The organism is Elusimicrobiota bacterium (assembly GCA_016182905.1).
GTDB lineage: Bacteria > Elusimicrobiota > Elusimicrobia > UBA1565 > UBA9628 > GWA2-66-18.
This window is the reverse complement of record JACPFR010000059.1, coordinates 12,243-36,775: the sequence shown is the minus strand read 5'-3', so window position 1 is coordinate 36,775 and position 24,533 is coordinate 12,243. Positions and strand designations below refer to the sequence as shown.

General features: G+C 69.1%; 18 protein-coding genes. 6 read left to right on the top strand and 12 right to left on the bottom strand.

Annotation, left to right across the window (positions count from 1 at the left end):
* From HYV14_17635 to HYV14_17610, 6 genes are read right to left on the bottom strand one after another with little or no spacing between them, the layout of a single operon-like run.
* Positions 1-1,167, bottom strand: coding sequence for an ABC transporter permease (locus tag HYV14_17635; GenBank protein MBI2387811.1), 1,167 nt, complete (start codon positions 1,165-1,167; stop codon positions 1-3).
* The gene (locus HYV14_17630) at positions 1,154-2,440 is read right to left on the bottom strand and encodes an ABC transporter permease (GenBank protein ID MBI2387810.1); all 1,287 of its coding nucleotides are present in this window, start codon (positions 2,438-2,440) and stop codon (positions 1,154-1,156) included. The genes HYV14_17635 and HYV14_17630 overlap by 14 nt, the downstream gene beginning before the upstream one ends.
* A 2-nt stretch (positions 2,441-2,442) precedes the next feature.
* Entirely contained in the window at positions 2,443-3,855 is a 1,413-nt protein-coding gene (locus HYV14_17625) for a DUF2318 domain-containing protein (protein ID MBI2387809.1), read from the bottom strand.
* Between the two features lie 9 nt (positions 3,856-3,864).
* Positions 3,865-4,395 (bottom strand): iron transporter, encoded by a 531-nt coding sequence (locus HYV14_17620; GenBank protein ID MBI2387808.1) that lies wholly within the window; start codon positions 4,393-4,395, stop codon positions 3,865-3,867.
* The gene (locus tag HYV14_17615; protein MBI2387807.1) at positions 4,392-5,291 is read right to left on the bottom strand and encodes a hypothetical protein; all 900 of its coding nucleotides are present in this window, start codon (positions 5,289-5,291) and stop codon (positions 4,392-4,394) included. Before HYV14_17615 ends, HYV14_17620 begins: the two co-directional genes overlap by 4 nt.
* Positions 5,288-6,952, bottom strand: a complete 1,665-nt coding sequence (locus tag HYV14_17610; protein ID MBI2387806.1) for an alginate export family protein — start codon at positions 6,950-6,952, stop codon at positions 5,288-5,290. The genes HYV14_17615 and HYV14_17610 overlap by 4 nt, the downstream gene beginning before the upstream one ends.
* A gap of 177 nt (positions 6,953-7,129) precedes the next feature.
* Between HYV14_17610 and HYV14_17605 the strand changes: the two genes are divergently transcribed.
* A complete protein-coding gene (locus HYV14_17605; protein ID MBI2387805.1) occupies positions 7,130-7,585 on the top strand; it encodes a bacterioferritin in 456 nt (151 codons plus the stop codon).
* On the opposite strand, the gene HYV14_17600 is transcribed toward HYV14_17605, so the two are convergent.
* Genes HYV14_17600 through HYV14_17580 form a run of 5 tightly spaced genes read right to left on the bottom strand, consistent with a single transcriptional unit; the run spans position 7,582 to position 16,081 of the window.
* Positions 7,582-8,562 (bottom strand): hypothetical protein, encoded by a 981-nt coding sequence (locus tag HYV14_17600; GenBank protein ID MBI2387804.1) that lies wholly within the window; start codon positions 8,560-8,562, stop codon positions 7,582-7,584. The genes HYV14_17605 and HYV14_17600 overlap by 4 nt on opposite strands.
* Entirely contained in the window at positions 8,559-12,992 is a 4,434-nt protein-coding gene (locus HYV14_17595; GenBank protein ID MBI2387803.1) for a PepSY domain-containing protein, read from the bottom strand. The genes HYV14_17600 and HYV14_17595 overlap by 4 nt, the downstream gene beginning before the upstream one ends.
* Positions 12,962-14,110 carry an MFS transporter gene (locus tag HYV14_17590; protein ID MBI2387802.1) on the bottom strand — a complete coding sequence of 383 codons (1,149 nt, stop codon included), beginning with the start codon at positions 14,108-14,110 and terminating at the stop codon, positions 12,962-12,964. The genes HYV14_17595 and HYV14_17590 overlap by 31 nt, the downstream gene beginning before the upstream one ends.
* On the bottom strand, positions 14,100-15,869 hold the full coding sequence (locus HYV14_17585; protein MBI2387801.1) for a hypothetical protein: 1,770 nt from the start codon (positions 15,867-15,869) through the stop codon (positions 14,100-14,102). Before HYV14_17585 ends, HYV14_17590 begins: the two co-directional genes overlap by 11 nt.
* Positions 15,857-16,081 (bottom strand): hypothetical protein, encoded by a 225-nt coding sequence (locus tag HYV14_17580; protein ID MBI2387800.1) that lies wholly within the window; start codon positions 16,079-16,081, stop codon positions 15,857-15,859. The genes HYV14_17585 and HYV14_17580 overlap by 13 nt, the downstream gene beginning before the upstream one ends.
* Before the next feature lie 172 nt (positions 16,082-16,253).
* Here HYV14_17580 and HYV14_17575 point away from each other — a divergent pair, with 172 nt between their 5' ends.
* On the top strand, positions 16,254-16,709 hold the full coding sequence (locus HYV14_17575; protein ID MBI2387799.1) for a bacterioferritin: 456 nt from the start codon (positions 16,254-16,256) through the stop codon (positions 16,707-16,709).
* A 132-nt stretch (positions 16,710-16,841) separates the two neighbouring features.
* Here HYV14_17575 and HYV14_17570 read toward each other — a convergent pair whose 3' ends face one another.
* Positions 16,842-17,399 (bottom strand): SCO family protein, encoded by a 558-nt coding sequence (locus HYV14_17570; protein ID MBI2387798.1) that lies wholly within the window; start codon positions 17,397-17,399, stop codon positions 16,842-16,844.
* A 221-nt stretch (positions 17,400-17,620) separates the two neighbouring features.
* On the opposite strand from HYV14_17570, the gene HYV14_17565 reads away from it, so the two are divergent.
* The 4 genes from HYV14_17565 to HYV14_17550 all read left to right on the top strand — a co-directional run bounded on the left by HYV14_17565 (position 17,621) and on the right by HYV14_17550 (position 24,507).
* Positions 17,621-19,960: a ribonucleoside-diphosphate reductase subunit alpha gene (locus HYV14_17565; GenBank protein MBI2387797.1), complete on the top strand. Its 2,340-nt coding sequence runs from the start codon at positions 17,621-17,623 to the stop codon at positions 19,958-19,960.
* Between the two features lie 85 nt (positions 19,961-20,045).
* Entirely contained in the window at positions 20,046-21,044 is a 999-nt protein-coding gene (locus tag HYV14_17560; GenBank protein MBI2387796.1) for a ribonucleotide-diphosphate reductase subunit beta, read from the top strand.
* A gap of 245 nt (positions 21,045-21,289) precedes the next feature.
* Positions 21,290-23,377: a hypothetical protein gene (locus HYV14_17555; GenBank protein MBI2387795.1), complete on the top strand. Its 2,088-nt coding sequence runs from the start codon at positions 21,290-21,292 to the stop codon at positions 23,375-23,377.
* Positions 23,377-24,507: a hypothetical protein gene (locus HYV14_17550; protein ID MBI2387794.1), complete on the top strand. Its 1,131-nt coding sequence runs from the start codon at positions 23,377-23,379 to the stop codon at positions 24,505-24,507. The genes HYV14_17555 and HYV14_17550 overlap by 1 nt, the downstream gene beginning before the upstream one ends.
* The last annotated feature ends 26 nt before the right edge of the window (positions 24,508-24,533 follow it).

Below are 24,533 nucleotides of genomic sequence, written 5' to 3'. Positions count from 1 at the left end.
CTACTCCTCTTTGAGGACCTGCGCGGGCACGACGCGGACGGCCATCTTCAGCGGCAAGGCGACGGCGATCAGGGCGGCGAACAGCGACAGGACGATGGTCACGGGCAGCACCTCCGCCCGGAACGCTATCCGCGAGCCGAAGACGGCCTGCCCTAGGACCTGCGCGAGGCCGAATCCCGCGGCCAGGCCCGCGGCGATCCCCGCGAGGGCGATCACCAGCGCCTCGGACAGGAACTGGACCGCGACGCCGCGGTCATCCGCGCCGATCGCCTTCATGAGCCCGATCTCCCGCGTGCGCTCCGCGACGATCGCGATCAAGGTCGTCATGACGCAGAGCGTCGTGACCATGAGCACGATGAGCGCGATCAGCACCATCAGCCCCTTGATCTTATCGAGGATCTTCCCTTCGGAGTACGATATCCTCCGTATCGGCCTCGCCTCGAGGCCGGGGAAACGGGCGCCGATCCCCGCCGCCGCCGCGCCGATGTCGGCGCCTTCCGACACGACGCTCGCCATGGCGTGGTTGACCTTTCCGGGCTGGCCCAGGATCCGGCCGGCGAGGGCGAGGTTCACGAAGATCCGCTCGTCCTCGGCCTGCCCCGTCTCCACGACGCCCTTGATCCTCAGCTTGCGGTGGAATCCGGTCTCGTTCTTCGTCACCGTGACGCTGTCTCCGGCCTTCAATTCCATCCTCTTGGCGAGGGCTCTGCCGATCATGCACGAGCGGTCGTCGAAATCGACGACGATCCACCGGCCGTCGACCTGCCAGTAAGGCGACAGGCGCCGCAGGCCGGAGAAATCGACCCCGGCGAGGACGGCGCTTCCCAGGTCCAGCCTGACGACGCCGTAAAGGTAGGGCGACGCGCCGACCATGTTCTTCGCCGGCAGCAGGGAGAGCGCCTCGGCGACGACGCGCGCGTCCAGGACGCGCGCGACGGAGGGGTCCTTCGGGCCGATGAAGACGTTCGCCCCGTACGCCCTCAATTCGCGGCTCATCTTCGCCGATACGTCGAAATGGACGCAGGAAAGCGCGGTGATGACCGAGGCGCCGATCATGATCGAGAAGAACGCGATCGAGACGCGGCTGCGGCGCTCCTTGAGCGACGCGGCGAGGATCCGGACGAACATCCGCCGGTTCGTCATGACGCCGGTCTTATCTCCGCCCATGGAGCACCTCCGCTGGATGGAGCCGGGAGATCAGCCTCGCCGGCATGAGCGACCCGGCGAGCGCGATCAGCACCGAGACCGCGACGCCGACCGGGACGGCGACGGGGTTGAAGGCGACGGTCGAGCCGAAGATCGACAGCCCGATGACCTGCGAGAGGGCCGCCCCTCCCGCGCATCCCAGCAGGCCGCCGACGCCGCCGACGACCACGGACTCGGCGAGGAACAGGAGATGCACCTCCGCCTCGGAGGCGCCGAGCGCCTTCATGAGCCCGATCTCGCGCGACCGCTCCATGATGGTCGTGATCATCAGCGACGAGATGCCGAGCCCGCTGGCGATGAACACCGCGACCGTCACGACGAGCATCAGGAGCTGCAGCTTCTTGATGACCGTCCCCTCGCTGGCCGCGACCTGCCAGATCGGACGCACGGTCGAGTTCGGGATGGCCTCCTCGATCTGATGGGCGATCGAGCTCACGTAGGCGGTGCAGTACCAGAGGTCGTACTCCAGCGCGTCCAGGGCGTCGGAGCCGTTGCGGGTCCTGCGGGACAGGCGGTCCTCCGGCACGGTCAAGGCGCTCACGCTGACGTTCTGGATTTTGCCGGGCAGCGAGGCGAGCTCCTGCACCAGCGGCAGCGGCGCGACGAGGAAGGACTCCTCCGGCCCGCCCGTATGGAGGATGCCGTTCACGGTCACGAGCCTTTCCGCCCCGGGCATCCTGACGGCGATCCGGGAGCCGACGTCGAGGCGGAGCCGGCGCGCGAGCTCCGCGCCGGCGAGCACGCCGGCGCGGTCCTCGTCCTCGGGCCAGCGGCCGCGGACCTGCCAATAGGGGTTGATGGCCCTCACCCCGACCCGGAATTCCTCGTCCTCGGAGAGGAGCAGCGGCACATCGAACCGCGTCCCGAGGAGGGGCACCGGACCGTCCGCTCCGGCGACCTCGGCTGCGACCTTCAGGAAGGGAGCGAACCCGATGATGTTGTTGTGCCAGAAGATATCCTTGATCTTCGGCAGGTCGCGCTCCTCGAGGAACACCTGGCCCTTCAACGGATTGAAATCGACGCCGTCGATGTCGAGCGAGATGCTCTCGCTGTTCGGCGCGACCGTGATGTTCGCGCCGTAGGACTTCATCTCCTTGGCCATCTTGTCGCCGACGCCGATGGACAGGTTCATGAGCGCGGTGATGAGGCTCGCGGCGAGTATGATCGTCGCGACGGCCAGGGCCTTCCGCCGGCGGCCCCTCAGGAACGACTGCCTGACCATGGCGAGGAACATATCTAGGGGAGCGGCTTCCGGGCGTATTTCTCCGGCGAAGCCATGAAGCGGGCCTGCGACGCCTCGGATTCGAAGAAATAATTCGCCCCCCGGTATTCGTGGCGGGCGGGCGCCTTCAGCGAGTCCAGCTCCTTGCCCGTCACCGGGTCCTTGACCGTTATCGACACGACCTGCGAGAAGTGTTTGGCGCCCCGCGTCAGCTCCTCCGCGGCGATCACGACGTGCTCCCCCTCGACCGCGTGCTTCAGCGGGATGGGGTTGCACCCGCCCTCCTTGCCGATCGACGGGTTGAAGATCCGGACGTTGCAGGCGAGGCAGATCACCTCCCGCTTGCGCTGGATATAGCCCTTGTCCCCGCACATCACGCACGCGTCGTACACCACCCCGATGCGGCTCTTCTTCACGAGGCCTTCCAGCTTGATGAGGAGAAAGCGGACGACATGGCCGTCGTCGGTCACGTAGGAGAAGCGATGGAGGTCGCCGTCGGCGACGGAGGCGGTCTTGACCCGGATGAAGCCCCGTGCGTCCGCCTCGAGCCTCACGGGGCGGGTGATCTTCTCGGGCCTGCCGGCGTAAAGGTCGTGCGCGAGCAGCGCCGCCAGCGCCGCGCACACGAGCGCCGCCGAGCCGCGGACCCATCGCGCCTCGCTCCGCTCGACGGCGAGCGCCTGCCGTCTTTGCGCGCTCGACATCGACAGCTCCCCCGCCGGGAAGACGCTCCGCCGCCGCGCGTAGGCCGCCGCCAACCCGGCCGCCATGGCGAGCTGCAGGTACGGGACGGCGGCGGCGAACATGTTCGTCTTGGCCGCGAAGGACAGGAGCCCCCCCGTCACCTCGATCGCCTTGAGGCGCATGAGGCCCAGCAGGACGTCCGCGAGCCGGGGGACGACGACGAGCGCCGACGCGGCGAGCAGGCAGCGGACGATGACCCGGTTCCCGCTTTTCGGAGCGGCGTTCGCCGTCACTGGAGTCAAACAGGCGATCAGGCACGCTCCGAAGAAGACGGCGCCCGCGTTCAACAGCAGCTCGGTATTGATGACCGCGAACGAGGAGATGCCGCGTTCGTCCATCAAACTGAGGAAGGAGACCATGGACGCCGCCGCCAGCGCGGCCAGGAAGAAGACCTCGGCTCCCGCGCGGATGCGGCGGTTCTCCGGCAGAAGGAACGCGGCCGCGTGAGCGAACGCCGCGACGATGGCCGCCGCATCGAGGAGCACGCGCGCCGCGAGGAGGTTCCCGCCGCGGGCCGCCAACGCGCAGACCGGCACGGCCGCCGTCAAACCGGCGCCGACGGCGGCCAGCGCGGAGCGCGAGGTCCTGCGCCCGTCGCGCAGCGGCCGCGAAGCCAGGATCAACCCGGCGATGAACGCGAGAGGAGTGAACGCGCCGACGACGTCCGCGAGCGATGAGATCATCTCATCGTCCTATTTGATCGGGACCCACTTGAAGGAATAGTTCACCGCGAACTGCTGGAACCATTTTCCGACGCCCGTGGCGACGTCGGTATGCCGCCCGAATCCCTGCTTGGACGGGGGATCGATCACGAAGGTGAGCGTGTAGTTCCCGGCGCCCATCATCTTCACGTTGCTGCCGTAGTGCGGCCCGTCCTTGGCGACCATCGGCATGAACGTGCCGGACTTCGTCTCTCCGGTATCGACGTTCACCAGCGTGTACGAGACCTTGAGGAAAGGGATCCACTCGCCGGCGCCGAAGCCGTTCAGGTTCCCCCTCGATGCGTGGATGTCCGCCTCGAGATGGACGTCCGCCTGCGACTGAGGCAGATCCATCCCCCTGGGCTCCATGTCGATCGGCAGCAGGTAGACGGCGGCGACCCGCATGCGGTTGATCTCCTTGGCCGTCCCGATCGGGTACTCCTTGATCCGTTCCTCGTACGCGAACGCCGAGCCCGAGGCGAACGCCCCGAGCAGCAATAAGACCGAGACACTCTTCTTCATCTGTTGCCGCCTCCCATGCCGATCGCGCGCCGCGCCGCCTCTTTCGCTTTCCGGAAGAGGCCGGCCGCGGTCCTCCTCCAATCCCGCTCCGCCGCCGCGGCCGCCGTCTTCGCCGGGACGGCTCCCGCGACGAGGGGCAGGCCGCGGAGGTCCTTGCGCAGCTCGTCGAGGAGAGCGCTCATGCTCGCCGACACGCTCGCCGCGTCCGCGCCGGACCTGATCAGCCCCTCGACGTCGGAGAACCTGGACGCGTGGTCGAAGTTCCGGGCCTGTGAGACGTGGCTGCGGATCGCGACCTCGAGGACGCCGTTGTTGTAATGCTCGTGGAGCGTCCGGCTCACGAGGTCCGCGGCCTTCGCCTTGTCCCCCCGCTCATACGCCTCGAGGGCGCCGGCGAGCCCGGCCTCGATGTTCTTGCGGACCTCGAGCCACGCCGGCGCGATGCCGTCCGCCCCCGCCGCCGGGGAGGGCGCCTCGTCGTCGACGCCGGCGGCCGTCAGCTCGACGCCGCCCTCCAGCCGCGGAACGACGCGCCTGAGGCGCGGCATGAAGGCCGCGATCCTCGCCGCGACCGCCGGGACGGGCTCCTTGCGCGCGAACATCGCCCGGATCACCGTGAACTCCTCCTCGAGCTCGTAGTTGGCCTGCGCCGAGACGTTGATCCGGATCGGCCCCTCGAGGTTCTCGAACACCTCGAAATACGCCGTCTCGGTCTTCCGCTTCGCGCCTTCCACGTCTCCCTTCTTGTACCGGCCGAGCGCCTCGTCGAGCAGGACGCCGATCTCCTCCGTCATGGCCGCGTACTTCGAGGGCGCCTCGGCGCGCGCGCCGAGTCCGGCCGCCGACGCGAGGAGGACCGCCGCCGCCGCGGCGAGCCCGGCTCTTCCCCGCGTCATCTCTTCCTCCGGGTCCAGTCGTAATTGAAGACGAGCATCGCGAACGCGTAATCGGCTCCCTTGCCGCTGCCCGACGCGTCGCGGTAGAACCGCCCCGGGAAGAAATGGTCGTAGCCGACGATGAGCGTGCAGTCCTTGTTCGGCGAGTAGGTCAGGTTGACGTCGGTCTCGAGGCCGATGTCGCGGCTGAAGCCGTCCTCCACGCTCGTCGCGGCGAACTTGCGGCCGGTGGCCGTCAGGTTGAGCTTCCGGGTGAGGTCGATGCCCCAGCCGACCGTGTAGATCTGCATGCCGCTCGCGTGATGGTCTCCGAGGTCGGCGCCCGACAGGTCTCCGACCACGTGCATGTCGCCCATGAGCGCGGAGTCGTTGTTCGGGTTCCTGAATTCCTTCTTGGAGTCGTTGACGTCTCCGGTGCCGGCCGCGGCGCCGATGAAGACCGCATTGTCTCGTCCGAACAGACGGAACTGGCCGGTCAGGTCGACGTGGCCTCCGGCCGCCTTGATCCGCTCGATGCGCCCCGTCTCCTCGTCGAACGCGTTGCCGCTCTGCAGCACCGCCTCGGACTCGACCTCGAAGATGCCGACCCCGCCGACGCTGCGCAGCCCGAGGCTGTCCAGGCGCTCCTCCGGGCGCCGCTGCTCGGCGCCGAGGTCGCGGATGGCGTAGCCCTCGAGGGAGCTGTCATCGGAGGGGTGGTAGGTCAGATAAGCGCCCGACAGGCCTCCCTTCACCCCCCCGGAGAAAGGCGTCGCGTAATTGCCGGCGAACGCATCGAGCGTGATGTTGGAGCGCGGCTGCACCCGAAGCCTCGCCGCGTCGAACGACAAGCCGTCGAAGAACGTGTCCGAGCCGAGCATGAAGCCGCTCCCGTAGACGAATTCCTGGCGGCCGACCTTCAGGGCGGCCCAATTGACGCCGGGCAGGCCTTCATTGGGGATGCGCACCTCGGCGAACCCCTGATAGAGGGAAGCCTTGTTCGCGTGATCATCGCCGCCTCGCGCGAAGCCGTAGGCCTGGCCCTCGGCGTGGATGTCCCACCGGTCGTTCGGGTGCCAATAGGCGTAAGGCTTGACCCGGTAGGTGCCTCCCCCCTCGTCGCGGTTCGGGACGTAGCTGAGGTCCCGCATCCGGAAGCCGTGGGCGCCCTCGGCGCGCGCGTAGCCGTCCACGCCGATCTTGTACTTGAAGATCGGGACCGGTGGCTCGACGAGCGCCAGGAGGCGTTCGATGCTCACGCGGAGCGTCAGGTACGCCTCGCGCCCGAACAGCTCGTCCTCCAGGGCGACGATCAGGGACCGGATGCCGTCCATGTCGTCGCGTCGGATGTTCGCGGCGCCGCGCCGCTTGAACTCCTCGGCGACCTTGGCCAGCGCGTCGATGAAGGAATCGAGCAGTTCGATCTTGGAGCATCCCTCCGGCGGCAGAGGCTTGCCCGCCCCGTATCGTTCCTGGAGTTCGGCGACCCCCGCGTAGGCCCAGTGCTCCTTCGTGATCCGCTCCGGGACCTCGCCCTCGCCGGCCGCCGGCGAGTTCGGGTTCTTGCGCTCGGCGGCGTCCTGCGGCACGACCCGAGCCCCTCCGGGGCTCGTCGCCGCCGCGAAGGCGCCCTTGGCGGGGATCAACGTCGACAGAAGAATCGAGACGGCGAGTCTAAGCATGTTCGGCTCCTTGCATGTCCGTCAAGCGCCGGATATCTTCCGGCCACGCACGCACTCCTGCAACAGTCCAACCGTTATTGAGATTGCATTTCAATAAGACCTGTGCTATTATTGAGATGCGATTTCAACAACGCGGCCCGGCCCGGGGAATCCTCGACGGGAGCAAGGAGATTCCCAATGAACACGCAGGACAAGAAGAAGGCGGTGATCACCCTCAACCGCATCATGGAGCTCGAACTGGCCGGCGTCGTGCGCTACACGCACTACTCGCTGATGGTCTACGGCTACAACCGCCTGCCCATCGTCTCCTGGCTCAAGGGCGCCGCGAACGAGGGCCTCGCGCACGCGCACAAGGCCGGAGAGCTCGTGACCTTGCTCGGCGGCCATCCTTCGCTCAAGATCGGCCCTCTCCTCGAGACCGAGAAGCATGACATCGGCGACATCCTGCGCGAGAGCCTCGACCACGAGAGGGCCGCGCTCGCGGCCTACAACGAGCTGCTGAGCCTCGCCGAGGGCAAGTCCGTCCTGCTCGAGGAGTACGCGCGCGACATGGTCGTCAGCGAGGAGCTTCACCTCGACGAGGTCAACAAGATGCTGCGGCTGCCCGGCGACATCGGGCCCTACCGCCCCTAAACGGCGGAGTCGAGCCGGGCCTGGAGGTAGTCGAGGTACGCCTCGATGACCGGACGTGGCCGTCCGCGGCTGGGAAAGAGGAACCCCCGCACTCCCGGCATGCTGTTCACCTCGAGGATGACGCCGTCCCCGGGCCCGCGAAGGGGCGCGGCCGGATCGCCGCAGATGAAGTCGACTCCCGCGACGTCGACTCCCAGGGCCATGGCCGCGCATTCGGCGGCCGCGGCGTAGTCGGGATGCAGGTCGTCGGTGCGGTCCAGCGCCTCGCCGCCGAGGGAGATGTTCGCGGGACCGCGAAGGCGGACCCTCCGCCCGGCCGCCGGGACGGAATCGAGCCTAAGGCCCTGCCCGGCGAGGGCCTCGTCGAGTTCCGCGTCGATCCCGATCGAAGCGAGGGCGCTTCCCTTGACGAGCGAACCTCGCCGCGGGTCGGAGTTCGCATCGTCGAGGAGACGGCCGACCGACTTTTCCCCGTCGCCGGTCACGCCCGCGGCGACGCGTTCATAGCAGGCCGCGAAGCGCCCGCCGATGACCAGCACGCGCAGCTCCCGGCCGTCGAACTGGGGCTCGAGCAGCGCGGGCCCCCTGATGAGTGCGCCGGCGACCGCGCTCGCCAGCCTTTCGGGGTCGCGCACGCCGACGGTGACGCCGACGCCGCGGTCGCAGGCGTTGGGCTTGACGACAAGAGCGCGGTGCTCCTCCAGGAAGCGGAGCTCCTCGCGCCCGGCGGAGACGCAGAGCCGCTTGGGCAGGACGGGCAGGCCGGCCTCGGCCAGCAGCGCGCCGCTCAGGAATTTATCGGTGCTGAGCTTGAGCGCGAGAGCGGACATGAACGGCGTCCGCGTCTTTTGAACGGTCACGGCCCGGCCCCCGAAATGCAAGGTCAGGAACTCGTCGTTCTCCCGGCCGGCGGGATAGGACCACGAGACGCCGCGCCCCTCCGCCGCGCGCTTGATCGCCTCCAGCGTGAAGTTCACGCCAGCAGCCCCAGAACGACCGTGAGCGCGACCGGCAAGGTCAGGAAGAGGATCATGACCACGCGGCGCAGGTTCGGATGCCGCGCGAACGGCCCCCACTCCAGCGCGTGGACGGACTTCACGAAGGTCCCCAGGAAGCGGGACAGGCGCGAACGCACGGACATCCCGGAGTTCGTGAGGCGGCCGTCGCGCGCCGACAGGTACACGCGCAGGCCGCCGGGCCCCTCGAGCTCGAGCTTGTAGACGGGGATCTCCGCTTCGCGGAAATCCTTGTAATGGGAGTCGTGGGACTCGAGGAAGACGGCGCCCGGCTTCGGCGTCCACGGCGAGCCGGCGAGCCACTCGCGCGCTTCAGCCTCGACCTCGGCCGCGGTCATGAACACCGGGACTTCGCTTCCGTCGGCGGCCGAGACCGCGCGGCGCGAGCCGTCCGCCAGCTCGAACTCGTACCAGGCGCGGCGGCGGGAGGAGCGCGCCTGGACCCGCGCGGGCGCCGCTCCCGCCGGCAGGCGCGACGCGGCCTCCGACGGCGAGAGGACGAAGGCCTCGGGCGCGAGGCTCCCGCCCTTCGGCAGCTTCGGCGTCAGCTTCTTCGTCGCGATCGGCATGAACAGGGTCAAGGGCCCGGTCACGCCCATGTAGAGAAGGACGAGCAAGGACCACGAGCCGAAGAACTTATGCCACGCCCAGGCGCCGTCCGATAGGGCGGGCAACTCGAGCGGGAAGCCGCGGCTGGCCTTGAGCCAGAAGGCCGTGACCGCGAGCGCCAGGACCGGCACGCCCAGCAGCAGGGGCGCGAGCAGGCGCTTGAGCGTGTCCACTTTGTCGAGCGCCTTGATGCCCCAGGCGTGCGGGCCCTTGCCGACCCACTTGAGCGTCCGCGAGAGGCGCGAGTGGACCTCGAGGATCCGGCCGTCCTTGGCGGACACGAAGACCTGCCAGCCTCCCGGTCCCTCCAGGTCCGCCTGATAATGGGGCAGTTCCCCCTTGCGGTAGTACTCGCCCTGGACCGTGACGAGCTTCGCCGGTCCCGCCGCCTTCCAAGGGGTGCCGGCGAGCCAGCGGTTCACCTGTCCGCGCGCGAAGGCCGCGCCGCGCGGGGAGACCAGCCGGCGCCCCGTGCGCGCGTGCACCTCGATCGTCCGGCCGTCGGCCGTCTGGAACTCGTACCAACGCCGCTGCGGCGAGCCGGCCGCCGCGCGCAGCAGCGGCATCCCGGGCTTGAGCGCGACGCGTTCCTCGGCGGTGAGCGCCTCGGCCGCCTGCGCCGGGGACAGCGGGAACCGGCGGGGATCCACGACGACCTCGGGCGCGGCTGGCAGGCCGGGGTCGAACAGGGACTTGATGGGCTGCGTCAGCAGGCTGATCGTGCCCGTGACCGCGTAGATCAGCGCGACGACGCCGAAAGCCGTCCCGGCGAACATGTGCCACTCGAACGCGCCCGCGGGCAGCGCCGCGGCGAGCGGAAGGAACGCGACGGCGGCCGCGGCGGCCGGACCGCGATCGAGCCCGGTCCAGGTCTTCGCGTGCTTCGACTCGCCGTCGCCGAGGAGGCACGACTGGCAGCCGGCGCCGCAGCAGCCCTCGACGAGGCGCTCGTGCAGGACGACGCTCGCCGGATCGACGCCGAGCGTCTCGGCGACGAGAGCCGTGATGCGCGCCGCGGACGACTCGAGGCGGCGCTCGAGCTCCTCGCGCCGGGCGGGGTCGCCGCCGCCGCGCTCGAACGGACGGCCGTCCGGAGGAAGGCCGAAGGTCAGGTGCACCTGCTCGCCGCCGCGTCCGCGATGACGCAGGACGTGCCACATCGTCAATCCTTGTCCGGCCAGCATCGCGGGCAGGCCGGCGGCCTCGAGCTTCTCGGCGGCCTCGTCCCGCGCGATCTCGCGCGAGCCGCGGAAGTCGGGCGCGGCCGGGGCCGGAAGAACGCCCGCCGCCAACGCCGCCGGCGCCGGACGGCGCATGAGCCGGAACACGGCCGCGGCGAGCGCGACGGCGACGCCGCCGTACACGGCCGCCAAGGTCCCGGTCGCGCCGAGGGCCAAGGCCGCTCCCGCCACCGCCGTCCAGCCCACGAGCGCCGTGCCCGCGCTCACGGCGAGACGATAGAAGAGATTGTTGACGCCCATCGCGCGGCCGAGCAGATCCGGCCGCAGGCGGCGGACTTCCTCTTGAAAAACGGTCTTGGCCACGACCGACAGGGGCTGGGTCAGCAGGCCGATGAGCGCCGCGGCGGCGAAGGCGAACGCGACGTGGACCGGCGCGAGCGCGAATAAGCCGAAGGACAGCAGGCCCGCCCCTCCCAGCAGTATCCAGGAGCGGTTCGACAGCCTCTCGCCCCACTTGAGCAGGCCGAAGTTGCCCGCGAACTGTCCGGCGTAGAACGCGGCTTGGAAGCTCCCGAGGAGCATCGCCGCCGAGGCGGGAGACAGGTCGCTGGCGAGTATCGGCAAGGTCGTGCTGCGCAGAGGCTCGACCAAGACGACGCCGGCGGCCATCGCGATCAGCGCGGCGGCCAGGATCTTGTTCGTGAAGATCAGCTTCGCCGCCTCCCAGAGGCCCGGCGCGCGCTTCGGCCCGGCCGGCGGCTCGACGACGGCCGAGGGCGCGGGAGCGGCCGCCGTCGTCCCGGGCATGAGCCAGGAGTAGAGCGGCGCCAGCACGAGGAGGTTCGCCGCGGCGTAGGCGAGCAAGGCGCCGGGCACGCCCAGCGACGCGACCGCCCAGCCGCCGAGCAACGAGCCCGGGATCGAGACGGCCGCCGTCACGATCTTCAGCGTCGAGTTGACGCGGCGCAGCGCCCCGGGCGCGTCGCCGGCGGCGGCCGGCGCCGCCGAGGACTGTCCGATGTGGATCGTGGTCAGGGCGAAGCTGTGCGCCAGGAACGCGCCGAACAGCAGCGGGAAGCCTATGCCGCCCGCGGAGGCGGCGGCGTACAGCCCGACCGCGATGGCCGCGCGCGCGACCGCCGCGCCGGCCATGGACTTGCGGGGCAGGAGACGGTCGACGATCATGCCGGCGACGAGGCCGGTGCCCATCTCGACGAGGGCGACGCCCGAGCCGATGGCGGCGAGGCTCGCCTTGCCGGCGAGGTCGATGACGAGCAGCGGCCAGGCCACGCGCCACGCGGCCGACATCGTGAACAGGTGCGCGGCGTGGGTGACGTAGATGCCCCACAGCGCCTTGCGGTCGGGGCCGCGCGGCGCGGCGGGCTTCGCCGCCGCGGGCGGAAGGGGACGCTCGGGGACGGACGCCGCGGACAAGCCGCTCGCCCGGGAGACGAAGGCCTCCGCCGGGACGGGCGAGCCTTCCTCTCTCGAGACGACGCCGTCGAACGCGGCGCGGCCGCCGGAGACCTGGTATTCCAGCGGGACGCGCGCGTCGACGGCGAAAGCGGGCGCGAGCGCGGCGGCAAGCTTCGCGCGCGGCGCCGCGGGGCGGGCCGCCGCCGGAACGACGGCCGCGGCGGCGAGCGCGACGGGCACGGGCGCGACGAGCGCCGGAGCCGCGAGCGCGGGCGGCGGAACGGAGAGGGCCGGGACTCCGGGCAAGGACGCCGGGAGCATCGGCGCGCCGGGCCCCGGAACGGCCAGCGACGGCGTCAGGGGCGCGCCGGCTCGCGGCAGCGCGACCCGGGCCAGGGCCTGAGCCGAGGCCGCACCCGGCATGCCCGCGATCAGCGCCGCGGCGACGAGCGCGGCGACGACGCGCTTCGGCTTATCGGCTTGGACGGGCGAGCCCTCGTTCCGGAGGCAGAGCAAGGCGTACGAGACCGCGGCCAGCAGGAACAAAGGCAGGGCCACGAGCAAGGCCAGCGCCCAGCGGCGCGGCGTGTCGAACGAGCGCTTGAGCGCCTCGGGATTCCAGGCGTGCACGCCCATGCCGAGCCAGCGCGCGGCGCGGGACAGGCGCGTCGTGGTCTTGAGCACCGAGCCGTCGCGCGACGACAGGTACAGCACCGGCGCGCCGGGACCGGCGAGCGTAAGACGGTACGCCGGGAAGTCCGTCGGGCGGTAGTGATCGTCGTTGGCCGTCAGCCGGTCGACCCCGAGCGCGGTCCATCCCGGAGACAGCGCCTTCGCGATGCGGACGCGCGCCTCGTCCGGCCCGATCTCGGCCGGGACCGGAGCGCCGGTCGCGGCGTCGAAGCCCGCGACGCGGCCGTCGGGCCAGCGCGCCTCGTACCAGGAGCGGCCGTCGAACGAGCGCAGCGCGACGGCCGAGGCCCCGTCGACCGGAAGACGGGAGACGGGAAAGGTGAAGCGAGCGCCGTCGACGGGAACGGCCTCGATCTTCGGGATCTCCGCGTCGAACGCGCGCCGCGCGATGGGATCGAGGATCATCAGCGCGCCGCTCGCGCTCCAGATCAGGATGAGGGCGCCGGCGGATTTACCGAGCGTCAGGTGCCAGTCGAACAAGAAACGGCGCATGCTTCCTCCTTATCTTCACGGCGGAAAACGAGGCGCGGAACGGCGGCGACGCCGGCGCCGGCCGCGATCAAGGTCGCGGGGATGCCGACCAAAGCCGCGAGAGGGCCGGCCGCGCCCGCGGCGACCGCGCCGCCCAGACGCAGGCCGCTCGCGGTCCAGGCCACGGCCTCGCCCCGCCGCTCGCCGGCTTCGCCCGCGGCGGCGTACAGCGCCGCGACGGCGCCCGCCGCGAAGAAGCCGAGCGCCGCGCGCGCGGCGAGAAGCGTTCCGGGCGTTCCCGCCAGCGCTTGCGCGGCGGTGAACGTTCCCGCCCCGAGCGCGCAGAAGGCGAGGACGGATCGAAGGCCCCGCCGCTCGCACTCGCGGCCCCACCAAGGCGAGACCAGCGCCTGGACCCCGCGGCTGACGGACAAGCCCGCGCCGGACAGCGCGACCCACGACCCGGGCGCGAGAGTCCTCGCGACCACGGGCAGCAGCGGATCCTCCAAGCCGCGGAAGAAGGCCAGCCCGGCGGACGCCGCGTAAAGACGGCCGGGGCCGGCGGCGGCGACGCGGGGCGCGGACGCGGCGGGCTCCTCGCGCACGCCCCAGGACGCGGCCGCCAAGACCGCGCAGACGACGGCGCCGCCGACGAACAGCGCGGTCGCGCCGGTGAAAGGCAGGAGCAGTCCTCCGAGCAAGGGCCCGGCCACCGCCCCGGCCAGGCCGTACGACCGGACCCAGCCCATGAGCCGGGCGCCGTCGGCGCCGCCCGCGACCAAAGCGAGCGCCGCGGGCGTGGTCCCCGCGAAGGCGCCCTGCAGCGCGCGCGACAAGACCACCTGCCAAGGCGACCGCGCCAAGGCCATCAGCGCCAGCGCGGCGGCCAGGCCCGCCTGGGCGCGAACCAGCATCCGCCCCCGCCCGACGCGGTCGCCGACGCGGCCCCAGACGGGGATCGCGACGATGGCGAACCCGGCGGCCGCGCACTGCGAGAGGCCCGTCCAAAACACCAGGCTCGCGTCCGACTCCGCGCCGAGGGACGCCAGCACCGCCGGCGTGGCGCACAGGCCCGCCTCCAGGGCCGCGAGCCCCAGCATCTGTCCGGCGCAGACCAGCGCGAAGTCCCTACGCCTCATGGAGGGGATTGGACACCTCGGCGAAGTCGTACTGGAAGTATTTTCCGGCGAGGCGCATGCGCGTCAGGGCCTTCACGCGCGCGAGCGGGGCGAAGAACGCCTCGCGCAGGGCCTCGGCGCGGCCCGGGGGCGCGGACCGGGCCGCCTCGTCGAACACGCAGCGCGCCGCGGCGCGGGCCCCCGCCCAAAGCACCTGTTCCGGGACGTTCCCGCAGTCGGCGAGCGCGCGGGCGAGCGGGGCGAGATGATTGTGGAGCCAGGTATGGTGGATCTTGGAGACGAGGTCGCGCGGCGACTCCGCCTTGATCAAGGTCCCGGGATGCAGGGCGAGGCCGCGCCCGGCCGCGCCCGCCCACTCGGGCAGGACGCGGAGGCCGCCCAGGTCCCGGAGCACCAGCGAGACCGGCGCGCCCGCTTGAAAACGCACGAGGCAGTTCTGGGCGTGCGCCTCGAGGGCGATCCCCTCGCGCAGCGCCAGCGGCAGGATCGCGCGCAAGGTCAGCGCGGCGTAGTCGTAGAAGAACCAGCCGATGCCCGCCCCGTAGAGCTCGAGCAGCTCCCGGACCACGGGCTTGCCGTCGACGGGCGAACGCTCGGGCAGCAGGGCCGCGGGAACGAGCCGGCCGCCGGCCGGAGACGGCGGGCGGCGGCACAGGAACGACAGGTGCCGCGCTTTCTCCAGGGCCGCGGCGTCGCGCGGGTCCGCTCCCGGATCCCAGTAATGAAGGCCGCGCTCCTCCGACTGCAGCTCCCATAGGCCGGACCAAAGAAGGTCCGCGCGCGCGGCCTCGATCCAGGTGGAGAAAGCCGGGCCGTTCTCCGCCGACGGCGCCGAGACCGTGCGCTGGGCGCTCGTCGCCTGGATGGCGAGGGGCACCTTGAGGTGACAGGCGCCGGGCTCCCCCACCGGGACCAAGGTCCTCAAGGAGACGAGAGGCCGGACCGGAGCGCGGAACTCGAGCGGCACGACGACGCCGGCCTCGATCTCCCGCGCGAAGATCCGCGGCAAGGAGTTCTCGAACTGCCAGGGATGAGCCGGAAGCACGCCGAAGCCGCCCGCGGCCAGCCCGCGGGAGCCGAGCTCCCGAGCGACCCCCTCGCGCCAGCTCGCGGGCCAATCCTCCTTGGCTCCGGGCGCCCGGCGCTCGACCAGATGCGAGCGGCGCACCGCGACGAAGCGGGCGTCGAGCTCCAGGCCCAGCTCGGGCGAGTAGCGGGCCATGTCGGCCGCGTCGAAGCCCGAGCGCGTCTTGCAGCCGGGGTGGAACGGATGTCCCCGGAGGATCCAGCCCTCGAGCCACGCCTCCGGAGGGACGCCCTCGAGCGCGGCCCGGCCATCGTGGGCCAGAGCGATGAGGCCCTCGGCGCCGCCGGCGAAGGAGAGGGCGCGCGCGTCCGACGCCTCGAGGATCATCCCGAGATTGGCCGCGCTCTGCATGACCTCGTCGCGAAAGCGTCCGAAGCCGGAGGAGCCGTCGTCCCACAGGTCGACCACCTGCGACACCGACGTCACGGGCTCGGGCGCCGCTCCCGCGTCCGGGCGCACATAATAAGGAGGCTGCGTCCGGACCCAGTCCAAAGCGCCGATCGACGCCACGCCGGCCACGAGCGCCCGGCCGTCGGCCAGCCGCACCGTCGCCCAGCTCCCCTCGCCGCTCATGTTCGGGCGCAGGCCGCGGTCCTGAGCGTAGCCCTCGCGCCAGGCCGCGTTGAAGAGCCGGTCGACGACCTCCCGGTCGGCGGGGCTCAGTGCGTCCATGCCGCCCCCCGCTCCGCGCCCGCGTCCGCCCGGCGCGGCTCGACGCCTATAAGGCGCGCCGCCTCGTTCAGCATCCGGACCAGCTCGAGGAACCGGCTCCGGCCCAGGGACAAGGTCAGCTCGCCCCACCGGATATGGACGTCCTCGCAGCCGTCGCAGAGAGACACCATGCCCGGCCCGCCGTCGCGTCGCTCCGCCAGCATTCGGCTCATCGCTCCCCCTTCTTATTGAGACTAAGTCTCAATTGAGATTGTATCTCAATAAGCCGGACGAGGTCAAGGGCGCAGAATCGGGAGCCCGTTCGCATAATCATGACTCGACGCCGCGGCTCGAGAAGTTCTACAGTCGATGCGGCCGGACAGGGCGGAAACAAGGAGATTCCCAATGAACGATCAGGACAAGAAGAAGGCCGTCGTCATCCTCAACCGGATCATGGAGCTCGAGCTGGCCGGCGTCGTGCGCTACACGCACTACTCGCTGATGGTGTACGGCTACAACCGCCTGCCCATCGTCTCCTGGCTCAAGGGCAACGCCGACGAGAGCCTCGCCCACGCGCACAAGGCCGGAGAGCTCGTGACCTTGTTCGGCGGCCATCCGTCGCTCAAGATCGGCCCCCTGCTCGAGACCGAGAAGCACGACATCGGCGACATACTGCGCGAGAGCCTCGATCACGAGAGCGCCGCGCTGAAGGCCTACAACGACCTGCTGAAGGTGTCCGAGGGCAAGTCCGTCCTGCTCGAGGAGTACGCGCGCGAGCTGATCGTCAACGAGGAGCTGCACCTCGACGAGGTCAACAAGATGCTGCGCAAGCCCGGCGAGATCGGCCGCTTCAACGCGTAGACTCGCGATCGGTCCTTCGATGCGATCCCGCGTTTCGTCCCCGGCTATCCTCAAGGATAGTCGGGGACGACTGTTTCCGGAAACAGTCGCGGAGCCGAGGCCTCGCACCGGTGCGAGGCCGGCGAGGACGACCTAGAGCTTCTTCGCGTCCTCGGCGAGCTTGTCCAGCGAGGCTTGCTCGTCTCCGTCGTACCAGCCCAGCAGGCGGCCCTGCGCGTCGATGAGGACCATCTTCGTCGAGTGCGTGACGCGCTCGCCCGGCGAGGCGGCGGCGTTCTCCACGATCGGCAGCAGGAACCCGTCGCGCACGAGGCGGATCAGCTCCGTCTTCTCGCCGGTCAGGAAGAACCAGCGCTGCGGGTCCGCGGCGAACTTGCGCGCGTACAGCGTGAGGACCTCGGGCGAGTCGTGATCGGGGTCGACGGTGAAGGAGAGAAGGCCGATCTCCTTGGGCAGCTTCTGCTGCAGACCGGCCATGTTCGCGGTGAGCATCGGGCACGGGCCGCCGCAGCGCGTGAAGATGAAATCGGCGATCCACGCGCGGCCGCGCATCGCGCGCAGGTCGAAAGGCGAGGTGCCGTCCACGGTGACGGCGGTCAGCGCGAAGTCCGGAAGCTCTTTCACCGGCTTCGGCGCGGGAGAGCAGGCGGAGATGAGCAAAATGACGATGTAGAAGACGCTACGTATCAACACTAGAAACTCCTTAACGATTGAGGGTGTCCATCTGGGTCTTTACAAAAATATATCCATCGGTTATTCTACTGCCTCCTCGAAAACGCCCGCGAGCCGCGCGGCGGATCCGAGCAAAAGAACGCTACAAAATCCCCACGGAGAAAAGGATGAACACGGCCGCCAAGACGCCTGTCACCCCCGCCGGAACCGACACGAACGAGGACGCGAATGCGACCACGATGCAGGTCCGCAAGCGCGACGGCTCCCTCGAGCCGGTCGACGTCAACAAGATCGTCCGCGCCGTGGCCCGCTCGGGCCAGGGCCTCGAGAACATCGACGTGCTGAAGATCGCCACCAAGACCATCGGCGGCCTGTACGACGGCGCCACGACGAAGGAGCTGGACAATCTTTCCATCCAGACCTCGGCGCTGTTGATCGCCGAAGAGCCCGAGTATTCCCGTTTGGCCGCTCGCCTGCTCTCGACTTACATCATGAAAGAAGTCGAGAACCAGGACATCCACTCGTTCTCCCAGTCCATCTCCGCCGGCGTGCGCCACGGCCTGATCGCCGAGAAGGTCGGCCAGTTCGTCTCGGCCAACTCCCGCAAGCTCAACGACGCCATCGAGATGCAGCGCAACGAGCTGTTCGAGTACTTCGGCCTGCGCACGGTCTACGACCGCTACCTCCTTAAGAACCCCGAGACCCGCGAGGTCCTCGAGGCCCCGCAGTACTTCTTCATGCGCGTCGCCTGCGGCCTCGCCGAGACCGTGCAGGAGGCCGTCGAGTTCTACAACCTGATCTCGCGCTTCGAGCACATGCCGAGCTCGCCGACTTTGTTCAACTCGGGCACGAAGCACCCGCAGATGAGCTCGTGCTACCTGCTCGACTCGCCGGTCGACGACCTCGAGGCGATCTACAACCGCTACACCGACATCGCGCTGCTCTCCAAGTTCTCGGGCGGCATCGGCGTGTCGTACTCGCGCGTCCGCGCGCGGGGCTCCTTGATCCGCTCGACGAACGGGCAGTCCAACGGCATCATCCCGTGGCTCAAGACGCTCGACAGCTCCGTCGTCGCCGTCAACCAGGGCGGCAAGCGCAAGGGCGCCTGCGCCGTGTACCTGGAGACCTGGCACGCCGACATCGAGGAGTTCCTGGAGCTGCGCGACAACACCGGCGACCCGGCCCGGCGCGCGCACAACCTGCACCTCGCGCACTGGATCCCCGACCTGTTCATGAAGCGCGCGGAGGAGGACGGAGTTTGGTCTCTTTTCGATCCCAAGACCATGCCCCAGTTGACGGACCTCTACGGCAAGGCGTTCGAGGAGGCTTATCTCGAAGGAGAAGAGAAAAAACTTTTCGTTCGTCAGGTGAAGGCCCGCGAGCTCTACGCCCGCATGATGAAGGCCCTCGCCGAGACCGGCAACGGCTGGATGAACTGGAAGGACGCCAGCAACCTCAAGGCGAACCAGACCGGCTCGCCCGCCAACGTGGTCCACTCCTCGAACCTCTGCACCGAGATCATCGAGGTCACGAGCCAGGGCGAGACCGCGGTCTGCAACCTCGGCTCGATCAACCTGAGCAAGTACGTCGAGGACGGCCGCTTCGACTTCGTCAAGCTCGCGGCGAACGTGCGCACCGCGGTCAAGTACCTCGACCGCGTCATCGACATCAACTATTACCCGACGGCGGCGGCCAAGGCCAGCAACGCCAAGTGGCGCCCGGTCGGACTCGGCGTCATGGGCGTGCAGGACGCGTTCTTCCAGCTCGGCTATCCGTTCGACTCCGCCGAGGCCCGGGAGCTCTCCAAGAAGGTCTCCGAGGAGATCTACTTCCACGCGCTCTCGGCGTCCGTCGAGCTCGCGGCGGCGAAGGGCCCCCACCAGGCCTTCCCCGAGACGAAGGCCGCGAAAGGCGTGTTCCAGTTCGAGCTGTGGGGCGTGACCCCGTCCGACATGACCCGCTGGGAAAAGCTGCGCGCGGAGATGACCAAGAAGGGCCTGCGCAACTCGCTGTTGCTGGCGATCGCGCCGACCGCGACGATCGCCTCGATCGTCGGCGCGTACGAGGCCACCGAGCCGCAGATCTCGAACCTGTTCAAACGGGAGACGCTGTCCGGGGAATTCCTTCAGGTCAACAAGTACCTCTGCCTGGAGCTCAAGAAGCTCGGCCTGTGGAACGAGGAGATGCGCGCGCGCATCATGATGGCCGAGGGCTCGATCCAGGACATCGCGGAGATCCCCGAGGCCGTCCGGGCGACCTACCGAACCGTCTGGGAGATCCCGATGCGCTCCCTGATCGACATGGCCGCCGACCGCGGCGCGTACATCGACCAGAGCCAGTCGCTGAACCTCTTCATGGAGAGCCCGAACATCGGGAAGCTCTCCTCCATGTACATGTACGCGTGGAAGAAGGGGCTCAAGACCTCGTATTACCTGCGCTCGCGCCCGGCGACCAAGATCGCCAAGACGACGGTCGCCGTGTCGGCGGCCGCGGTCGCGCCCGTCGCCGCGCCCGCCTCGGACGCGGCGGCCGTCGCCTGCTCCCTGGAGAACCCGGAGAGCTGCGAGGCCTGCCAGTAAGATAACCCGTGGAGGGGCGGGGAGGCCATCCGAAAGGATCCTCCCCGCCCCGCCGATTTCAGCCCTAATTTCAGGAGACCCGCCCATGATCCTCGACCCCGGCTTCACGCTCACCCTCCGCCCGATGAAGTACCCCGTGTTCTTCGAGATGTACAAGGCGGCCATCAAGAACACCTGGACCGTCGAGGAGGTGGACTTTTCCCACGACGTCACCGACCTCAAGAGCAAGCTTTCCCCCGCCGAGCGCCACCTGATCCACCGCCTCGTCGCGTTCTTCGCGACCGGCGACTCGATCGTCAGCAACAACCTCGTGCTCAACCTCTACAAGCACGTGAACTCCCCCGAGGCGCGCGTGTACCTGTCCCGCCAGCTCTTCGAGGAGGCCGTGCACGTCGAGTTCTACCTGACCTTGCTCGACACCTACATCCCCGATCCCGCCGAGCGCGAGAAGGCCTTCGCCGCCATCGACAACATCCCCTCGATCAAGCGGAAGGGCGACTTCATGCTCAAGTGGATCTCCTCGATCAACAAGCTCGACCGGACGGAGACGCAGGAACAGAAGCGCCAGTTCATGATGAACCTGATCTGCTTCGCTTCGTGCGTCGAAGGCCTGTTCTTCTTCGCCGCCTTCGCCTATGTTTACTTCTTGAGATCAAAGGGCCTGTTGAACGGATTGGCGGGCGGTACCAACTGGGTCTTCAGGGACGAAAGCATGCACATCGCCGCCGCCATGGAGATCATCAAAACGGCCCGTGCGGAAGACCCCACTCTGTTTACTCCTAAAATGGAACAGGATGTCATCGTCATGATGCAGGAAGCCATCGACTGCGAGATGGCCTTCGCCGAGGATCTCCTGGGCGGCGGCATCGCCGGCTTCTCGGTCAACGGCATGCGGCAATATCTCCAGTGCGTGGCCGATCAACGGCTTGCGAATTTGGGGATCAAGCCGGTCTATGGGTCGAAGAATCCGTTTAATTTCATGGAACTCCAGGACGTGCAGGAGCTCGCCAACTTCTTCGAGCGCCGCGTGTCCGCGTACCAGACGGGCGTGACGGGCGCCGTCGCGTTCAGCGAAGAATTTTAACGAAGAACGGGCGTAAAAAGGCCCGCTGGGGGACGCTCCCGGCGGGCCTTTCGCTTTTACTGCTGATAATCACGAACGGATGGTCTTCGACTCTTCCCGGGAATAGTGATTATCAGTAGTAACTGCTTCCGGAAACAGTCGAAGGGCTCGCGCCGGCGCGAACGTCAGGTCCCCCTGGGCCTTGTCACCTCCGTGACGATTCCTTAGAATCCCTGTGACCTAGGCGTTCTTCGGAGGCGTTCCCCATGGACCTGATTCTCTCGACGCTCGGCCTCACCGGCGATCTCGGCTTCGCGATCTTCACTCTCGCGCTCTTCGCGCTGTTCATCTTCGTCTACAACTCGATCGTGATCGTCGGCGGCGTGCAGATCGCCGTCCTCGAGCGCCGCTGGCTCGGGACCTCGATGCCCGAGGGCCGCGTCGTCGCGATGGCCAACGAGGTCGGCATCCAGGCCCGCATCCTCGGCCCCGGCCTGCACTTCCTGATCCCCTTCCTGTATAGAACGGAGAAGGCGCCGATGATGGTGGTGGCGGAAAACGAGGTCGGGCTGGTCGAATCCATCGACGGCGCGCCGGTGCCTCCCGGACGGATCTTCGGCAAGGCGCTGGGCAACCACAACCTGTTCCAGGACGGAGAGGCGTTCCTCAGCGGCGGCGGCGAGAAGGGACCTCAGGTGCAGATCCTGCCCCCCGGGACCTACCGCGTCAACCCCTACCTGTTCAAGATCGTCAAGCGTCCGGCCCTGCGCATCACGAACAACAAGATCGGCGTCGTCGTCGCCACCGACGGCCAGCCGATGACGCCGGGACGCCTGCTCGGACGCAGCGTGAAGGGCCACGAGAACTTCCAGAACGGCCAGGCCTTCCTCGAGCAGGGAGGGCAGAAAGGACCGCAGATCGACATCCTCCTGCCCGGCTCCTACCGCATCAACACGGCGATGTTCTCCGTCGAGCTGCGCGAGGCCATCGTGATCCCGGCGCAGAAGGTCGGGATGGTCACGGCCAAGGACGGCGATCCGCTGCCCCCCTCCGAGTACGTGGCCAAGTCCGTGCAGGGCCACAAGGATTTTCAGGACGGCGCGGCTTTCCTGCAGGCCGGCGGCCAGCGCGGCCCGCAGCTCGATTTCCTGAAGCCCGGGACCTACTACGTCAACCCGCTGATGTTCGACGCGTCGTTCGACGAGGTCCTCCAGGTCGCGCGCGGCGAGGTCTCCGTCATCGTCTCCAACATCGGCAAGGACCCGGCCGGGATCGGCGCGGCCGCCGGGCAGGCCCACGCCAAACCGGAGGATAGGCTCAAGGACGGGATAGAACGCTACGTCGTGGACTCCGGCTACCGCGGCATCCAGCGCGAGGTCCTCGGCCCCGGCACCTACTACCTCAACAAGCTCGCCTTCACGCCGCACATCATCCCCACGACCAACATCACCATCGACTGGGCCGAGGAGAAGTCCCCGACGCGCGGCGAGCGGGCGTTCAACCCGCTGTCGATCGTCTCCAAGGACGGCTTCCAGATGACCGTCGAGGTGAAGGTCATCCTGCGCGTCCTGCCCGAGCAGGCGCCGCACATGGTCGCGCGCATCGGCACGATCGACAACCTCATCGAGCACGTCGTGCATCCGCTCATCGACTCGTCCTTCCGCAACCAGTCCTCGTCGTCGGAGGCCATGAAGTTCATGCAGGACCGCCACGAGGAGCAGCGCAAGGCCGGCGAGCACATCGTCGCCGAGCTGCGGCGCTACCACGTGGAGTGCGTGTCCGTGCTGATCTGCCAGATCGTGCTCCCCGAGCGCCTGATGCAGACGCTCACCAACAAGGTCGTCGCCGCCCAGCAGATGTCGATGTTCGACTCCCAGCAGGAGGCCGAGGCCCGCCGCCGCGAGATGGAGAAGACCAAGGCGCAGGCCGACCTCCAGCCGAGCCTGGTGAAGGCCGAGATCGACGTGCAGATCGCGACCCAGGCGAAGCAGTCCATGATCACGAGCGCCGAGGGACGCAGCCAGGCGACGCGGCTCGAGCAGGAAGGCATCGCGGCCGGCATCGCGGCCGTCGGCAAGGCCGAAGGCGAGAAGATCCTGGCGGTCGGCAACGCCACCGCCGAGGCGTACGTGCGCCAGGCGGCCGCGGTCGGCCAGGGGCCGTTGGCGATGATCGAGGTCATGAAGCGCGTCTCCGACGGCAAGATCAAGATCACGCCCGACATCATGGTGGCCGGAGGCGGCGGGAACGACGGCGCCTCGTCCAACATGCTGGCGGCGTTCATGGCGAGCCTGATGGGCTCGGGCATGAAGCTCGTGCCGCAGGACTCCGGCACGCCGCCGAAGAAGGCGTGATGACCCGGCTCGCCCTGCTGGCCGCCGCGACGGTCCTGTCCGCTTCCGCGGCGGCGCAGGTCGTCGCGCCGAGGTTCGCGCGCGGCATGAAGATCCGCCCGCTGGGCGGCTACGCCTGGGAGCCCGCGTCGTCGTTCAAGGATCGCGGCATGGGCTGGTGCGAGAACGGGGCCTTCGTCGACGCCGCCGTCCTGCCCTCGCGCGGCGAGATCCGCCTCGTCTGCTCCGACTACGACGACAACACGGGGAAGAAGTTCTTCTTCACGCAGGTGCTCGACGCCGACGCGAAGACGGTCTCCCAGGAGCGCTTCCCGGACGCCGGACCGCTCGACGCGGTGCACAAGGAGGTCGGGTGGCTCGAGCGCGGCCGGGCCGCGCCGCTGCCCGTGACGTGGGACTACTCGCGGCTGCGCGTCTGGAACGAGAAGGGCGGCGTCGTGGACATCCCCGTCAAGGACGGCGTCAGCGGCGCCGCGCTGATCGGCTCCAAGGACGGAGGCCCCCTGATCGTCGTCGGCCACGCCTACGGCGAGAACGGCCTGGAGGCCTTCCGGCCGAACGGCAAGCGCGCCTGGAGCACGGCGGACCCCGCCGACGTGCGCGAGCTCTCGACCGCGCGGCTCGACGGCCGCCCGGTCCTCGCCGCCTGGCACTCCACCTCCCGCCTGACCTTCCTGGACGCCTCCGGGAAGGTCCGGGAACGCCTCTCCCTCGGCGGCAACGCCGACCGCATGCTGCTCGACGACGTCCGGGAGCCGCGCCTGTACACGCTGGATTCCAAGGCGGGCTCGAGCCGCGAGACGCTCCTCATCCAGCTCGGACGCAAGGGCAAGGAAGGACGCCGCTGGGAAAGCGTGGCGTCCGCCGACCTGGGACCCATCACGATCACCGGCTACACGCTCGCCCGGTTCGTCCCGGGCGCCGAGCGGCGCCTGGTCGTGGGGACGAGCAACGGCTGGGTGTTCCTGCTGGATTCCTCTGGCAAGGCCGTCGCCTCGCGCAAGTTCCTGTCGCCCGTGGGCTCCCTGTCCGCGGCCGACCTCGACGGAGACGGCCGCGACGAGCTGGTCGTCGTCATCGACGGCGCCTCGGAGAACGTGGTCGTCTTCTCTCCGAACATCATTCCCTGAGTCCCGATACTTGACTGATTTAGTCA

Bases quoted from the DNA above. Each gene is read 5' to 3' on its own strand.
- HYV14_17585 (MBI2387801.1), bottom strand. From the start codon at position 15,869: ATGGACGCACTGAGCCCCGCCGACCGGGAGGTCGTCGACCGGCTCTTC.
- HYV14_17620 (MBI2387808.1), bottom strand. From the start codon at position 4,395: ATGAAGAAGAGTGTCTCGGTCTTATTGCTGCTCGGGGCGTTCGCCTCG.
- HYV14_17615 (MBI2387807.1), bottom strand. From the start codon at position 5,291: ATGACGCGGGGAAGAGCCGGGCTCGCCGCGGCGGCGGCGGTCCTCCTC.
- HYV14_17610 (MBI2387806.1), bottom strand. From the start codon at position 6,952: ATGCTTAGACTCGCCGTCTCGATTCTTCTGTCGACGTTGATCCCCGCC.
- HYV14_17590 (MBI2387802.1), bottom strand. From the start codon at position 14,110: ATGAGGCGTAGGGACTTCGCGCTGGTCTGCGCCGGACAGATGCTGGGG.
- HYV14_17565 (MBI2387797.1), top strand. From the start codon at position 17,621: ATGCAGGTCCGCAAGCGCGACGGCTCCCTCGAGCCGGTCGACGTCAAC.
- HYV14_17630 (MBI2387810.1), bottom strand. From the start codon at position 2,440: ATGTTCCTCGCCATGGTCAGGCAGTCGTTCCTGAGGGGCCGCCGGCGG.
- HYV14_17575 (MBI2387799.1), top strand. From the start codon at position 16,254: ATGAACGATCAGGACAAGAAGAAGGCCGTCGTCATCCTCAACCGGATC.
- HYV14_17555 (MBI2387795.1), top strand. From the start codon at position 21,290: ATGGACCTGATTCTCTCGACGCTCGGCCTCACCGGCGATCTCGGCTTC.
- HYV14_17605 (MBI2387805.1), top strand. From the start codon at position 7,130: ATGAACACGCAGGACAAGAAGAAGGCGGTGATCACCCTCAACCGCATC.
- HYV14_17625 (MBI2387809.1), bottom strand. From the start codon at position 3,855: ATGATCTCATCGCTCGCGGACGTCGTCGGCGCGTTCACTCCTCTCGCG.
- HYV14_17550 (MBI2387794.1), top strand. From the start codon at position 23,377: ATGACCCGGCTCGCCCTGCTGGCCGCCGCGACGGTCCTGTCCGCTTCC.
- HYV14_17635 (MBI2387811.1), bottom strand. From the start codon at position 1,167: ATGGGCGGAGATAAGACCGGCGTCATGACGAACCGGCGGATGTTCGTC.
- HYV14_17580 (MBI2387800.1), bottom strand. From the start codon at position 16,081: ATGAGCCGAATGCTGGCGGAGCGACGCGACGGCGGGCCGGGCATGGTG.
- HYV14_17595 (MBI2387803.1), bottom strand. From the start codon at position 12,992: ATGCGCCGTTTCTTGTTCGACTGGCACCTGACGCTCGGTAAATCCGCC.
- HYV14_17560 (MBI2387796.1), top strand. From the start codon at position 20,046: ATGATCCTCGACCCCGGCTTCACGCTCACCCTCCGCCCGATGAAGTAC.